Below are 15,287 nucleotides of genomic sequence, written 5' to 3'. Positions count from 1 at the left end.
CCTTCCGGCGCATTGATAGCGGAGGCGAAAGGACTGAGCGCGCCTTCAACCATGCCCGGTCCTCTCTTACATGGCAAAGTCATCAGCATCCGCAGCCTCCTCCAACGTATGCAACTCGACGATGTCTCGAACAGCTCGCAGGCGGTAAGCGATGGTCTGGTAGTACCTTATGTCCACGTCAGTCAGTTCACGTCCGACCCTGTCTTTCAGCCACTTGTGCATGACCTGATACCCGCCGACAGGTGTTTCCCAAACTTCATCATCGATGCCGCCAAAGTATTGGACATCGTTGATCCAAACCCTAGATTCATGCCGTCTGATGAAAGATACAATATTCGAACCAACAACTGGATACGTAGTACCGAGATTGAGCGGTAATGACTCAAGATCCAAGTGTAGCCTGCGTATCTTCTTTCCCATTTCGGCCGTGCGCTGAAAAGACTCACTACTAAGCGGAGGCGTGATTTTTGGGAAATCAACATCTAGATAGTTCTTGTTTACCTGCCTATACTCCGTGGAGTGCAGCACGCCGTAGACATAGTCGAAAACCTGAAGAGGGGTAATTATCCCAGCCTCGGGATGATGCGAATCATCACTGTACAGATCAGCAAACTCATATTTTCCAATATTCTTCAAGAGCTGCTTTAGGGCACCTGGTTCAATATTTGCCCCGAGATAGTGGCCATCACTGGTGTACCGATAAAGTGGCATCACCACACCACCGCCCCGGTAAAATAGGTTCAGGTCGGAGATGACGTCTTCCACAAAGACGATGTTCCATTCACCACCGCCGACAGCCTTTCCCTCTCTACCGACGATAAGGCTGACATTCGGGAAATCCATGTTCGACATGACTTTCGTGCGGGGCCAATCAGCATATGTAGGCCCAATTCCAGCATAGCGAACATCGAATGGACGGTACCCGTAGGGTTGCACATCTTCATCCAAATCAGAACTGCGAATTAGTGCGCGCTTTTCGGGAAGCTTCCAACCGCGGGTGTCGCCCGGAAGGAAATTACCTGTCTTTTTGGCTTTCGGAAAGTACTTGGTACGAATCTCGTCATCAGACCGGCGTACGTCGGCAAAATCTCTCAGCCTCTCCGTGAGCTCTTGCTTAGTAAACTCTACGACCAAGCTGTCTCGTGAGGTCTGCACACCACTGGTTCCCAGCGTAAAGAGGCGGTCAACTTGAACACCGTCTTCGTAGGTGGCACTTTCAAATGTCCTACGGTTAAATAGGTACATCGGCTTTTGGGGGTATATCTCACTAACTTCGACATCGCTACCCAAAGCATCGAACTTTTGTTGCCGCGTTCCCCACATATCGGCATGGTAGACCCGCGCGAGTTTGGTACCCCGGTCGCCATTCTTGCAAGCGATGATTATACTAACGCCTTGCCTGATGTCGAAGACATTCTCATCGGGCGAGCCATCGGACTTCAATTCCTTCTTGGTCATGTTTCCGTGCAGGTCATAAATGTATATATGGTCAAATGACTTCATCAGATGCCATCGCATACCTCGATAGGAGGCATTGTCTATGTAGCCATGGTTGGTAATCATGGCCATCACCCCTTCGCCGGTCCTGTTAATCACAGACTCCGCAAAAGCAATAAATTTTACATAGTCATCATCAAGGCGATGCTTTTTTTCTTTGAGCTTGTTCTTACTTCCAGGCTCGCGCTTGTAGTTGGCAATCAGCCCGTCAGCGTATTCCGTTTTGTTATAGCTCACACCGGAATAAGGAGGATTTCCAATAACTACCATGACGGGATGGTCATTCTTAAGTTCTGCCGCGCGCCGAGACTCCTCCGTTATTGCTGCCGAAAGACCGAGTGTGCTAAAGAGGTCCGGAGCGGCGGAACTTCCTTCTTCAAGAGTGTTCGTAAGGTAGATCCCGAGACGCTCTCTGACGTCGGTTACGCCGGTTTCAGCCAGTGTCATCCCCAGTTTGAGATGTCCAACCGTATAAGAAGCCATCATCAGTTCAAATCCGTGCAGGCGAGGTAGCAGTTTGGACTTCGCGTAGCTCGACCAAGCGCCCTCTTGGCCTTTAAAGCGTTCGCGCACAAAACGAACGACTTGATCCAAAAAAGTTGCGGTGCCAGTCGCTGGATCTAGTATTTGGACACGGGGAAGTGACACTGTCTTGGTCTTCCCCTGAAGTGCCACAGCAGCCTTGGTCTGGGATGTGTCAGCCAATCCGTCAGCAATATCAAAATGTTCGATAAGTACTTCGTTAACCCGTCGTACGATGAACTTCACTACTGGTCTGGGCGTGTAGTACACACCTAGGGCTCGACGCTTATCTGGGTCGTAGCTCGCCAGGAAGTCTTCATAGAAGTGGATAATCGGGTCTTTCGGGTCTTTGCCGTTCTCCCTACGTGCACCCAAGTGACGGTTGACAACATACCGAACGTCACTAGCCCGGAACACGTCGCACAAGTCATCGATGATGTACCTCAGCCGAACGTCAAATCCTGTTCCCGCAATGTGATCGAAAAAGGCCCTGAGGAAGGGGTTTGTGGCGGGAATCAGCTCACGTGCTTCAGCCCGGGAAAAGTCAGCTGGCGAAGCATCACCGTATCGAGCGATGAACAGCCCATATACCAGTGTCTGTGCGTACATATCCGCGAAGTCGCGGACGCTGAGGTCATGAACCAAAAGATTCTTGACGACCTTGTGCATCCGCTTCAATTCGCCCGTTGGGTCGTCGTTCTCGGTTAGGAAGTAGCTCACGTTCTCTCGGATCCGCAACGCGTTGCTACCCATGATTGCGGAGAGTCGACTACCGCTTCTGATGGCGGTTGGGGGTAGTTGCACAAACGCCTTAAGCTCCCGCAACAGCTCGTCCCTCGCACCAGAATTTTCTACCAAGACGTTGCCCTGGAGCGTGCCGAGGGTCACCGATTTGTACGCTTCGCCCGTCCGGTAAAAGGTGAAATCGATGTAGTTGGTCAGAATGAGACTCTTGTATCCTGCGTACCTACGCATCTGTTCCGAATCGGCTACCGAGGCAAGCGAAACGGTAACATCCTTGGTTTCCGCGTAGCCTCGAACGATGGCAGCGTTGTTGGCAGACAAGAAGATGAAATCAGGATTGCCATTCTCGCTGCGCTTAGGATCGTTGACGGCGCGGATGTTCTCCAGTGACTCCATCAGAGCTTTGAACGCTGGCCGGTACGCATGCTCACGTGCATGCCCTGTCGAAAGTTGTTGCAAGATCTCCTCAACGTAGAGATCGATAGCCTGCTTACCACCAGACATGTCCTGGCACTCCCCATTTACTAGTCTCTGAACCCATGCGCGTCCTGCCTATCGAAACTGTATCGGACGCCTTGGCCAACGCTGGCCCTCAGGCCCGGGTCGTTACGTTCCCGCCTCGTGAACGGCCCAATAAGTCCGCTTGACGGCGGGCATGACATGTACCAGCGTCACGGAAGCTCGACGATTCCAGCCAATTCCCATCCGAGGAGCAAGACCGACTTAAGCGCCGAGCATCTCCACCTCGCCTTCGACTTCGTTGAATTGTGTATGAGCAATACTCAGCAGCCCTGACTTGTGCACAGCCCAAGGCGCAGAAGCTTCTAACAGGATCCCCGCGTCAGATAATCGCCGTCATCACATTCCACCCGGCCCCAACCTGCGTCGCCGTGGGCCATGCCGATCCCCCTTGGCCGGAGTACAGCCACAGCCCACCGCCGGAGTCCCGGGCCAACAGATCGGCGCGTCCGTCGCCGTCGAAATCGCCGGGCCCAACCAGCGAGTTCATGCTGTTCCAGCCTTGCCCGGTAACTTGACGGGGCAGCCATCCGCTGATTCCCGTGGGCGGGTAAAGCCACAAGGTTCCGGCGCTGTCGCGAGCGACGAGGTCGGTTACGCCGTCGCCGTTGAAGTCGCCTGCGCCGGTGATTTCGGACATCGCCGACCACCCGGAGCCGACCCACATCCGCGGCAACCAGCCACCTTTGCCGTCGCCCCGGTAAAGCCACAAGGCTCCGCCCCGGTCGCGGGCCACGACGTCCCCAAAGCCTGCGCCAAAGAAGTTGATGGGCTCTATGGCACTCAGGTTTTCCCAGCCGCTGCCAACCAGCACCCGGGTTCCAAGCCCGCCGGCACCGTTGCCCGGGTAGAGCCACAAAGCCCCGGAGCTATCGCGCGCCAAAACATCGGCAAGCGAATCGCCGTTGAAGTCGCCCGGCGCGACCAGGGCAGTCATGACGTTCCAGCCCTGACCCACCTGAATGCGCGGAAGCCAGCCACCCGATCCGTTCCCCGGGTAGAGCCACAAAGCCCCGGACACGTCGCGCGCCAGTACGTCAGCAAAGGAGTCGCCGTTGAAGTCGTTCCTGAGCGGCGCCGTAACAGAGCCGTCAATCACGGACACTGAGGCACTTCCGTTGTTGGAAACGTAGACCTTGCCGGTGTTGGGGTTGACCGCGGCGTCCAGGGGATCCTGCCCGGAGAACACGGCGGAGAAGCGGTTGTCGCCATCCACCACGGTGACTCCCCTTCCGCTCAGGAGCGCGTAGGCCTTGTTGCCCGCAGAGTTGACCAGGATGTCGCGGATGCGCGTCGGGGTCCGCAGCTGAGCGACCTGAGTTTTGGTCGTTGGGTCGATGACCTGCACGAACCCGTCAATGCCTTCACTGTCCCCAGCGACGTAAACCGTATTGGTCACCGGGTTCACGGCCAGTTTGCCCACGTTGTTCGCCGTAGGAATCGTGTCGGTGACGGTGTCCGTGATGCCATCAATCACGCGGACCCCCGCACCATACTTGCCCAGGGTGGTGAAGTAGATCTTGTTCGTGGTTTCGTTGATGGCCAGGTCCAAGATGCCGCCAGCGCCGATGCTGATGGTGGACGTCACCACACCACCGGCGCCAATCACCTTGATGACTCCCCCTCCCAAAACGTAGACCTTGCCGGTGGTCGAGTTCACCGCGATCTCCTGGGCCCCGGTCAGGGGCAAAGCAGTGGTAGTCAGGGTGGCACCGTCGATCACCGTGACACCGTTCTGCCACCCGACGTAGGTCTTGTTCGTCACCGGGTTAACGGCAAGAACGCCGGGGTTTGCGCCAACGGGAACGGACGTCACCGCACGGGTGGCACCGTCAACCACGGCCACAGCACCGCCAATCTCACTGACGAAAACCTTGTTCGTCACAGGGTTCACCGCGACGTCCACCGGCATGTCCCCCGTATACAGGAGGCCACCGGAGAGCTCCCCGTCAACCACCTCAACACCGTCAAACGTGGCAACATACGCCTTGTTGGTGGCCGGATTCACGGCGACGCTCGTGGGACGATCGCCCACGGGGACAACGCGGGTGAGGTCGTCAGCCACTGCCGGGGAACCCGAGGTTCCCATTAACAGCCCCAGCGCCAGTCCGACGGCGACAGTTCCCGCCGCTGCCCGGCGCCGCCGTCGTAGGCCAACCCGCCGTCGTAAGCCAAGTCGCGAAACCTCAAAAGGCACGCGCGAAACATCCCCAGCAGCAAACATGGCAGAACCCCCAGATCATCGACGCCCCAGTACGTCGTAGAACGCCAGCCTACAACCGCACACGGACAAAACAGAGAACCACCTGTTAACCCACTCTTCCTCCACAGGCCACCCGATCGAACCCGCACCGCCAACCGCCCCGACCACCGTTGAAGGCGTGAGGATCGCAATCGTCGCCGAATCATTCCTGCCACTGATGAATGGGGTAACCCACTCGATATTGCGGGTGCTGGAGCATCTGCAGGAGTGCGGGGATGAGGTGATGGTGATCGCGCCGTCGACGTCGGACACTGATGTTTCGAGCGTCGAGAAGGGTGCGTATGTGCACCGGCTTCCCTCGGTGCCGCTGGCAGGTTACACGAATGTGCGGGTTGCGTTGGGTGGTGTGAATCGGGTCAAGCGAATCCTTGCCGATTTCGCACCCGACGTCGTTCATCTCGCTTCCCCGTTCGTCCTCGGCTGGCGCGCCGTGCAGGCCGCCCACCAGCTCGGCATCCCGACTGTGGCGATCTATCAAACCGAGGTTCCCAGCTACGCCGCCCGCTACGGCGTGCCGTTCCTGGAGAACTGGGCATGGAACCGTGTGGACAACATCCACCTTCTGGCCACCCGAACCCTTGTGCCGTCCACGTTCGCGCTAAACCAGTTGCGCGGACGCGGCATCCTGCGCGTGGACATGTGGCGTCGCGGTGTGGATACCGCGCGCTTCAACCCCAGCAAGCGCTCGACGGCGTGGCGCAGCTCAGTAGCGCCCGACGGTCACCGGATCATCGGCTACGTCGGCCGGCTCGCCGTGGAGAAACAGGTTGAGGACCTCGCCGTGCTCGCTGATCTGCCGAACACCAAGCTGGTGATTGTGGGCGACGGCCCGCAGCGCGCCTCCCTTGAAGCTGCGCTGCCGGACGCTGTATTTACGGGATTCCTCGGTGGTGACGAGTTGGCCGAAGCTGTTGCCTCCTTTGACCTGTTCGTCCATCCCGGCGAGTTCGAAACCTTCTGCCAGACCATCCAGGAAGCCATGGCTTCGGGCGTTCCCGTGGTTGCGACCGGCCGTGGAGGCCCCTTGGACCTCGTGGAAAACTCGCGCACCGGCTGGCTATACGAGCCAGGGAGCCTCACCCAGCTGCGCGATTACGTGCAGGACCTGATGGGCGACGACGCCAAGCGCCGTGCCTTCGCAACGGCAGCAACTGCTTCGGTCCAGGGCAGGACGTGGCCGGTGCTCAGCGCCGACCTTGTCCGCCACTACAACGAAGTCATAGCCTCCTTCTCCCGGGAAAACGGCCCCACCGAATTGACCTCCAGCAAAGGACCTACCTCATGAAGATTTCCGTGATCGGCTGCGGCTACCTCGGCGCAGTCCACGCAGCAACGCTCGCTTCGATGGGCCACACCGTAGTGGGTATCGACGTCGACTCCTCCAAAGTTGAACAGCTCAACAAAGCACTGGCGCCCTTCCACGAACCCGGCTTGGACGAACTCCTGCGCGACGGCCGCACCACCGGCCGGCTCGAGTTCACCACGGACTTTTCCCTCGCAGCGGACGCCCAAGTCCACTTCCTTTGCGTAGGCACGCCGCAGTCCAAGACCTCGGACACCGCGGACCTCTCCTACCTGATCGGCGCCACGAAGAGCCTCCTGCCGCATCTGGCCAAGGGGGCCGCCGTCGTCGGTAAATCGACAGTGCCGGTAGGCACGGTGGAGAAGCTGCGCGACCTGCTGGCACGACGCTCCGACGTACTGCTCGGCTGGAACCCCGAGTTCCTGCGCCAAGGCACTGCTGTCAAGGATTCGTTGGTTCCCGATCGGCTGGTTTACGGCGTCCCGGGTGGCAAGGATGCCGCTGCCGGGCTCCCGGTCACCGCCGTGCTGGATGCCGTGTACGAACCCTTGATCAGCGCCGGGATCCCGCGCCTGGTCTGCAATTTCGCGACCGCGGAGCTGATCAAGTCCGCGTCGAACGCGTTCCTGGCCACGAAGGTCAGCTTCATCAACGCGATGGCCGAGCTCTGCGACGCGTCGGGCGCTGATGTGAGCGAGCTCAGCGAGGCGATGGGGCTGGACCCACGCATCGGCAATCGCTACCTGCACGCCGGGCTCGGATTCGGCGGCGGCTGCCTGCCCAAGGACATCCGGTCCTTCCGGGCCCAGGCGCGTGAGCTTGCGGTGCCATCGGTGGACGAGTGGATGGCGTTGGTTGATTCGGTCAACCTCGATCAGCGCTCCCGTGCCGTGGAGATCGCCCGCGAAATGTGCCGCGGGTTCCTGTCCGGCCGCACCGTGACTATCCTCGGCGCAGCCTTCAAGCCCGACACCGACGACATCCGCGACTCCCCCGCCCTGGACGTCGCCCAGCAACTCGCCTCCGCCGGCGCGCACGTCACCGTCACCGACCCCAAAGCCATCAACAACGCCTGGATCCGCTACCCGCAGATCCGCTTCGAAGCCTCCACCAAACGCGCCCTCGAAGGCGCCGAACTCGTGCTGCTGCTGACGGAATGGGACGAATACGTCTCGCTGTCACCTGCGGTAGCCGGATCACTCGTACGACGCCGGATGGTGCTGGACGCCCGCAACGTACTGGACGCTGAGGCTTGGCGGAGCGCCGGGTGGACGGTCCGCGGGTTGGGGACGGCTGCGGGTGTGAGTGTCGGTGAGGAGCATGGGGCTGCGACGCCTGTCGCCACGCGACGGAAGCACGCGCGGGCTTAGAGCAAGGCTTGTGCGGAATGACTGGTCCGTAACTTTCGCTCCATGCAAAGTCATAGATAACTTCCTCTCCCTTTGCTGTTCAGCCGGTGTTATGGTCGCAACACGCGCCATCGCATCGGCGCATCTAAAAGGGGGCATTACATTGAAAAAGGGTGCTATTCGCACGTCCAAAAATAAGCATTTCCGGCGCAAGTCTTCCTTGGCTCAAGGCAGTAAATCGCTCGCCCTGCTCGCCTTAGGCTCTGTCGTTGTCCTGCTGACGGCCTGCGGACAGGGGTCCACAACCACCGCCAGCTCAGTGAGCACGTCCAAGTCATCGCCATCGTCGACGCCGACACCAACTCCGAGCAAGGTCGCCGGAACAACCTGCACAACAGAGAAGGCTACGCAGGTGGGCGCCGGCGACACCTATCTCTGTGGCATGGATCAATCCGGAAAGTTGGTGTGGTTGGACTCAGCAACCGCCCGGAAACTTTCGGATCAGCGCGCTGCCGAGGCCGCAGCTAAGGCTGCAGCGGATAAGGCCGCGGCCGATAAAGCAGCTGCTGATAAGGCCGCGGCCGACAAAGTCGCTGCAGACAAGGCAGCTGCAGAGCAGGCCGCAGCTGCTCAAGCTGCGGCAGCTAAAGCGGCTGCTGACAAGGCAGCAGCCGCGGTAGTTCCAAAGGCCCAAGCCCCCGCACCACAGGCACAAAATGGCTGCGATCCGAACTACAGCGGCTGCGTTCCCATAGCTTCGGATGTCGACTGCGCAGGCGGCAAGGGCAATGGTCCCGCGTATGTTCGGGGTCCCGTGACGGTCATTGGCTCGGACATTTACAAGCTCGACTCGAACGGCGACGGGATCGGCTGCGAAAAGTAGCTTTTCTGTGGGGCGGGTGTGGCGTGAAGTGCCGTGGTCGCCCCACACTGCTATCAGCGTCGGCGCTTCGACGCTTCTCCGAGGGATAGCAACCTGGGTTCGTCCGGCTGAGTGTTGTCGACAACCCTGGTTGCGCGCGTCCACGGTTCCGCGGCCTCGAAGTAGAGACGCTGGCCGCCGACATACCGGCGCATGGACGGATGTTCGGGGTCTGGGTTGCCGCCGTCGCGTATGGACATTCGTCGTGCGGTTTCGGTGAACGGGACATCGAGGAAGATCGAGTAGTCCCACTGGCCCATCAATTCGTCCCGGTGAAGGAACATCCCCTCGACCAGCACCAAGGCTTCCTCCGGCGCTTCCCGTATAGGTAACTCAAGTCTCTGGTTCTGACGGGCATCCGTGACGGCCGGGCGATACTTTCCGTCCCCGCCCCTTCGCAGCGGAGTCAGAACGTTTTCCTGGAAGGCCGCGTAGTCGTAGGTGTCCAGCCAGAACCCTTCGGGCGATGCCCGTCCGCGCCGATGCCGGACTTCCTGCAGGTTGAGGAAATCGTCGAGGTGAATGGTCACGACCGGGCGGTCCCGAATCGATGCTGCGAGGTTAGCGGCAAACGTCGTTTTCCCACTTCCGTCGGCGCCATCAATGCCAATCAGGCGGCGGCCCTCGCCGAGGCCCACCAGTTCCGTTGCAATGAACTGCAAAAGTTTCGTTCTGCCCACCACGACGTTCTCCCCAATCATCGGACCATCGTGGCACAGGATGACCTCATCCCCCAGCACCTAGGGACGCCGAATCTCCACTCATCTTGGGCCATGAACCACACAAACCGGGCGCGCTCAGCACCTAGTTGTCCCTTCATACCACCTAGTCCCGAAATCCGCCCATAGTGTCTTCTTGTGCCTCTGGGGCGGGATCCCGTTGTCCGGCGGGAAACCCCACCCGCCCCGGCGTCGGAGGCACTACGGCACGGCTCCACCCGATTACCCCCAGGTGGAGCCGTGCCCAACCGCTCTAAGTCCGCCTCGCCCGAGCCAGCCGCAGCAGCCGGAACACGATGCCAACCACAAACATGAGAACACCAAGCCCCACGGACAGTGGCGGCAGCGTCACAACAAGCACCACGCACGCCACCGCTCCAGCAACCTGTAGTGCCTTCGGATAGCGACGATCCTCGACTGGTTGCGTGAACGCGGCGATGTTGGCCACCAAGTAATAGAGCAGCACGCCGAAAGATGAGAAGCCGATGGCACCCCGCAGATCAGCCACCGCAACGATCACGCAAATGACCACCGCCAGCGTCATCTCTGCTCGGTGCGGCACTTTATATTTCGGGTGGACGGCGGCGAGCGCATGCGGAAGATCGTGCTCACGGGCCATCGCCAGGCTTGTCCTCCCCAACCCGGCGATCAGAGCCAGCAGTGCGCCCAGCGAAGCGATCGCAGCTCCGACGCGAACCACGGGAGCAGCCCACGCATTGGTTCCCTGTTCGACGGCGGCGGCGAGCGGCGTCGTATTTTCCGCGATACCGTCGGGACCGAGCGCGACCAGCAGCGTGACGGCGATGGTCGCGTAGACCAGGATCGTGATCCCAAGGGCGATGCTAACTGCCCGTGGGATGGTCCGGCGAGGTTCCCGGACTTCCTCGCCCATGGTCGCAATCCGCGCGTAGCCGGCGAAAGCAAAGAACAGCAGCCCAGCCGACTGCAGAACCCCGTACCAGCCGTGGGCCAGCAGCCCATCCCCCACCAGGTTGCCAAAGTCAGGCCCGGATCCGCCCCACACGGCAGCTGCCGCGATGGCCAACGCAATCAACACAGCTACCACCAGGATCCGGGTCAGGCCGGCTGTTCGGGTTACGCCGTGATAGTTCACTGCCGTCAAAAGTACGACGGCGGCAATCGCCACCGGGCGTTCCCAACCCTGCGGCGCGGCATAGGCTGCGAACGTCATTGCCATTGCAGCGGCGCTGGCTGTTTTCCCGATGATGAAGCCCCAACCGGCCAGGAATCCATACCAGGGCCCAAGCCGTTCGCGTCCGTAGACGTAGGTGCCGCCGGATGTCGGGTAGGCGGCGGCGAGTTGAGCGGACGACGTGGCGTTGCAGAAGGCCACGAAGGCTGCCACGACCAGGCCCACCAGCAACCCCGATCCTGCAGCTGCCGCAGCGGGGGTGAAGGCAGCGAACACACCGGCGCCGATCATGGAGCCGAGGCCGATAAGCGAGGCATCGAAGGTGCCGAGTCTGCGGGCCAAGGCAGGGGAATTGCTCACGGAAACCCTTCACTCGTTGGGAGGCTGACAACGCCGCAAATGGGCGATGATCAGGAGGTACTCCGAGCGTATCCCGGGTCAGCGCGGTGGAAGTGAATTCCCCACGAGCATGAAGAGACTGTTCCGCGACGTTGCACCGGTTTTCCTGAGTGCGTTGGAGATGTGGTTCTCCACGGTCCTGGCGCTGATGCCTAGGTGTTCGCCGATTTCGACGTTTGAGCGGTGTCCCGCCAGTACAGCCACCTCGATCTCCCTTTCAGTAAGTGGCGTAGTCCTGAAGGTATTGAAGGACAGTTGTTCGTTGGCCGAGGGGAACCGAACCGCGAACATCGACGAGGCCTGGGCAAGGGCGTCGGCAGCGACACTGTCACCTTCGATGACGTGGCGTTTGAGTGCGCCGCGGAGCAGCATCCCTATTTGGTAAGTGTCGGGATCGGGTTCGTAGTGCTTGAGGAGGAGGCCCAGCAGCTGGTGGTCTCCCTCAACAACAGCGGCGGCAATGGCCAGGAGTTTGTCGTGGACGGCTATTCCGCACTCCCTGAGGATCTTCTGCAGCAACTCCAGAACAGGCCGCCCTGGACACAGGCATGTGCACAGCAACGCCGTCATCATGGCTTCCAGAACGTATCCACTCTTCAGCTGTCGTTTGACGAGCTTGGTTGCCTTGCGATCGAACGTTGCGGGTTGGGCGCTGCTGTGAGCGATGAGTTCGTAGGCGCCTTTACCAATGCCGGGAAGCGGTCCGATATCGTGCACGTCTTCCCGTGCCTGGGCGGCGATGGAGAAAGCCGGTGAGACCACGTTGGTTGCGTGCCTCAGCCCGGCAAGCCGCAGCATGGCATCGTACAAGGAGTCGACCACAAACCCGGGCCGGCCCATGGCGAAGACGCTGCTCATAAGGTATTCGGCTTCTTCGAAGTTTCCTCGGTACAGCAGCCCGTGGGCAGCAATGTAACTGCTGGTGACTATGCCGAACTGATCCAGGTTCTTGCGGGCCTCGGCACGCCATTCCAGAGCGAAGACGAGTGATTCATCCACCCGGCCGGCGGCGAACATCGCGAAACCCCGGATAAAGGGGCGAAGGTGTGTGAAGGCGTCTTCATCCCCGTCACCCTCGACTGCTTTGACGGCAGCTTCGGGCCGCAGGCGGTATAGCTCCAGTAGCCCGCTCACCAGGTTCCGCATGCCTGGCTGCGGATCTGAACCCTCTGGATGGTGCCCGCCGGTGGGCTGAACACGACCATGGGAGGCGCTGAGAAAGAGAACCGCGTTGGCGACTTCCGTTTCATGCTCGGGGTGGGCCGCCGACAAGGACCGCAGAATCTCGACGGCGGCACCTGGACCTTGGCCCGTATGGATAGCGAGCATCGCCTCGGTGATGGTGAGGAACAGCAGGTCTGATGGATCGGCGTCGGCGGTTGTTGTTTCCGCACAGACACGGACGGCGCGCTGAATGTTCACTGGAGCGCCCCAATACGTACGGAGGAGCGCCACCGCGTTCGCGGCGGTCTTGTTGCCTTCCCAGCGTTCGAACCGGGCGCGTTCACGTGCTGCGTTGTGGTCGTGGATGTGGCGAGCAGTCACGGCGTCGTCGTCGCCCTTCTCCAGGCGGAGCTCGGCGAGAAGTTGGGTAAGGCAGTCCGTCGTCGAAGAATTTTCGCCAGTCACCTGGGGAGCGGTCTCGAGTATCCCCGCGATCTTGCTTCGCAGCAGATGCCGGTCGCGGAGCATCTTCGCTCCTCTGAAATAGTCGGCGATCACCGGTGGACTAATGGCGGCGATCGCCCCGCCGTGGTGATCGTTCATCACGGACAGAAATCCGCGGCGTTCCAGGTTCTCCAGGATTTCTGCGCTGATGACCTTCTGAAGGATATCGATACGCGCAGTGCCAAGTATCGCCATAATGTGGAGGGCCGTGAACTCCTCGGCGGTGAGTTCCGCCAGCAGCGCTTCCAACGTTCCCCTAAGGTGCTCGTTCCATAGGGTGTGGCTGGTCATGCGCCATTGTTTGTCCCGCAGAACAAGGAGGTCGCTCATTGAGGCCGTCTCAGCTATCCGGACTATGAGCCGGGGATTTCCCGCGGACTTGGTGAGTATACGGGCGGTTGCCTCCGCATCTGCAGGCGCACCAAGCACCTGGGCAATCAGCATGTGGACCTGCTCGTAGTGGAGAGGGTCCAGCTGCATATGAGCCTCGCGGCCCTGGTTGAGGACAGCGAGTTGGCCCTTTGAGAATGCCCACGTCTCCGGTGCGGTGGCCACCAAAGGGCAGTCGGAGCGGCGCCGGACTGCTTCCAGGACAGCCAGGGACTCGTTGTCCACCAGGTGGATGTCGTCAGCCACCATCAGGTGCTTTCCGGGTTTGGCCAACTGCGCGGCGAACACGTCCGCAAGATCGAAGACACCATTTCGGCCCGGGCGCAGGTCCAGACCGAGCCCCTTGATGGCCGAGTACGGAATACCGCGGTGCGTGCGCATGCCGCTGATGAAGTGGACAGAGACGCCCGTCTTCTCCAGGTTGGCGATCACGCTATTTACGACGGCGGTCTTGCCGCTTCCAGGGGCACCGACGACGCGCACTCCTATGCCGCGTGCAACGAAATCGAGGATTCGCTGAACCTCTGAATCGAACACTCGACCTGACCTTCTGTTTCTGTGGACGCCCGACATGCGGCTCACTTCGCAGGCTAGATCGACGAAACAGGACTAGGTGGCAAAACGGCCTTGCACAGGCCATTTTGGGGGCTTCTAGGTGGTGATTTCGGCCAAACTAGGTGCTTACGCGGCCGGTCTAGGTGGTGTGAGGCTAGGTGGGCAGTGCTCGCAGTCTTCATCTGGATCCCTCGCGTAGTGGGTGATTGAGTCCCACGCTACGGACGGCTGGCAGTGAATTACATGCGTGTAATTCACTATGTGGATATGTTTTCTAACCGCCGATTGCCTACTAGTACATATATCCGTTAGGGCAGACAAAAAGCAGGGCCGGTCCGTGACCGGCCCTGCTTCTCCGTCGCAGGAACCCTCCTGGTCTTCTTCGACGGAACGGTACGCCGAGGAGTTGATCGGAGAGTAGTGAGCTACCGCCGGCCGGCACGCAGACGGGATGCACCCGCTCACTACTGCGCAGTCGCCAGATCATCGAATCTCGAGAATCACATTTCGCCCTCGCCTTCTCTTATGAATCTACATACGCAGCCCTCTTCGACGGGTAGAGGGAGAAAATTGAACTAGGTGGTAATTCGTCCTTGCACAGCCCGTTTTCGGGCCCTCTAGGTGGTGATTTAGCCAAAAGTAGGTGGTGGTGCGTCTCCTCTAGGTTGTGAACGCTTTGCTAACTCAGTGATCGCACTGAAACAACCCTTGGATTGTTTGTGCTGCTCCCAACGTGAACGTTTGACAAATGCAGATCTGGGATTGAGAGTATTGCTCAATCACTTGAACGGCTAGCGGAACAGCGACCGAAAAAGTGAAAGTGATTTCGCTAGCATCAACTTGTTAATGCACTCAAACCAAGCTCAATGCCCGAGAAGGTGTTGGGAAAATCTCAATCAAGTAGGCCTGTGTGGCACTTGAGATCATGTCCATTGGGGGACACAAGATCATGAAACTTCGCACTAGCATCACAGCAATATGTTTGTCAGTATTCATCGCTGCCCTGGCAACCACGGCTCATGCAGCTGATGAGCCCCTGGAGCCGGGTGACGAGTAGTTACGGATATCAACGCGTTGGCGCGTTCGGGTTCAACACGGTTCAGGCACTGGGCATCAATCGAAGTTACGTGAGCAACTGGCAGCACTCGTTCAGAGCACTAACCGACGCAGGCGTAGGCACCCCCACCCCTTGGGGAAATGTCAACGTCTATCACTCAACCGTGATCCAGAGCGCAAACGTATACGGCGACGGTGCCTGGTATGCGTGGCAGGGCTAGTCACTGA

At 59.7% G+C, this 15,287-nt stretch carries 9 protein-coding genes; 4 read left to right on the top strand and 5 right to left on the bottom strand.

The window, feature by feature from the left end; all coding sequences use genetic code 11:
- Positions 1-66: 66 nt before the first annotated feature.
- Both J2Y68_RS05195 and J2Y68_RS05190 read right to left on the bottom strand, forming a co-directional pair.
- Positions 67-3,267: a type ISP restriction/modification enzyme gene (locus tag J2Y68_RS05195; RefSeq protein WP_309990607.1), complete on the bottom strand. Its 3,201-nt coding sequence runs from the start codon at positions 3,265-3,267 to the stop codon at positions 67-69.
- Between the two features lie 337 nt (positions 3,268-3,604).
- Entirely contained in the window at positions 3,605-5,371 is a 1,767-nt protein-coding gene (locus J2Y68_RS05190) for an FG-GAP-like repeat-containing protein (protein ID WP_309990605.1), read from the bottom strand.
- Positions 5,372-5,663: 292 nt separating this feature from the next.
- Here J2Y68_RS05190 and J2Y68_RS05185 point away from each other — a divergent pair, with 292 nt between their 5' ends.
- From J2Y68_RS05185 to J2Y68_RS05175, 3 genes are all read left to right on the top strand, one after another.
- Positions 5,664-6,830 (top strand): glycosyltransferase family 4 protein, encoded by a 1,167-nt coding sequence (locus tag J2Y68_RS05185; RefSeq protein ID WP_309990603.1) that lies wholly within the window; start codon positions 5,664-5,666, stop codon positions 6,828-6,830.
- Entirely contained in the window at positions 6,827-8,218 is a 1,392-nt protein-coding gene (locus J2Y68_RS05180; protein WP_309990601.1) for a UDP-glucose dehydrogenase family protein, read from the top strand. The genes J2Y68_RS05185 and J2Y68_RS05180 overlap by 4 nt, the downstream gene beginning before the upstream one ends.
- A gap of 199 nt (positions 8,219-8,417) precedes the next feature.
- Positions 8,418-9,080 (top strand): hypothetical protein, encoded by a 663-nt coding sequence (locus tag J2Y68_RS05175; RefSeq protein WP_309990598.1) that lies wholly within the window; start codon positions 8,418-8,420, stop codon positions 9,078-9,080.
- Between the two features lie 53 nt (positions 9,081-9,133).
- Here the strand turns inward: J2Y68_RS05175 and J2Y68_RS05170 are convergent, their stop codons facing one another.
- From J2Y68_RS05170 to J2Y68_RS05160, 3 genes are all read right to left on the bottom strand, one after another.
- Complete coding sequence (locus J2Y68_RS05170; protein ID WP_309990596.1) at positions 9,134-9,820, bottom strand: nucleoside/nucleotide kinase family protein; 687 nt, start codon at positions 9,818-9,820, stop codon at positions 9,134-9,136.
- Between the two features lie 271 nt (positions 9,821-10,091).
- Positions 10,092-11,351: an APC family permease gene (locus J2Y68_RS05165; protein WP_309990594.1), complete on the bottom strand. Its 1,260-nt coding sequence runs from the start codon at positions 11,349-11,351 to the stop codon at positions 10,092-10,094.
- A 78-nt stretch (positions 11,352-11,429) separates the two neighbouring features.
- Positions 11,430-13,985, bottom strand: coding sequence for a LuxR C-terminal-related transcriptional regulator (locus J2Y68_RS05160; protein ID WP_309990592.1), 2,556 nt, complete (start codon positions 13,983-13,985; stop codon positions 11,430-11,432).
- A gap of 1,064 nt (positions 13,986-15,049) precedes the next feature.
- On the opposite strand from J2Y68_RS05160, the gene J2Y68_RS05155 reads away from it, so the two are divergent.
- Positions 15,050-15,280: a hypothetical protein gene (locus tag J2Y68_RS05155; RefSeq protein ID WP_309990589.1), complete on the top strand. Its 231-nt coding sequence runs from the start codon at positions 15,050-15,052 to the stop codon at positions 15,278-15,280.
- Positions 15,281-15,287 lie beyond the last annotated feature (7 nt).

The organism is Paenarthrobacter nitroguajacolicus, from assembly GCF_031455195.1.
GTDB lineage: Bacteria > Actinomycetota > Actinomycetes > Actinomycetales > Micrococcaceae > Arthrobacter > Arthrobacter nitroguajacolicus_D.
This window is presented reverse-complemented; position numbering and strand designations above follow the sequence as displayed.

Coding starts and splice junctions, on each gene's coding strand:
- J2Y68_RS05170 (WP_309990596.1), bottom strand. CDS start 9,820: ATGATTGGGGAGAACGTCGTGGTGGGCAGAACGAAACTTTTGCAGTTC.
- J2Y68_RS05190 (WP_309990605.1), bottom strand. CDS start 5,371: ATGGGAACCTCGGGTTCCCCGGCAGTGGCTGACGACCTCACCCGCGTT.
- J2Y68_RS05180 (WP_309990601.1), top strand. CDS start 6,827: ATGAAGATTTCCGTGATCGGCTGCGGCTACCTCGGCGCAGTCCACGCA.
- J2Y68_RS05195 (WP_309990607.1), bottom strand. CDS start 3,267: ATGTCTGGTGGTAAGCAGGCTATCGATCTCTACGTTGAGGAGATCTTG.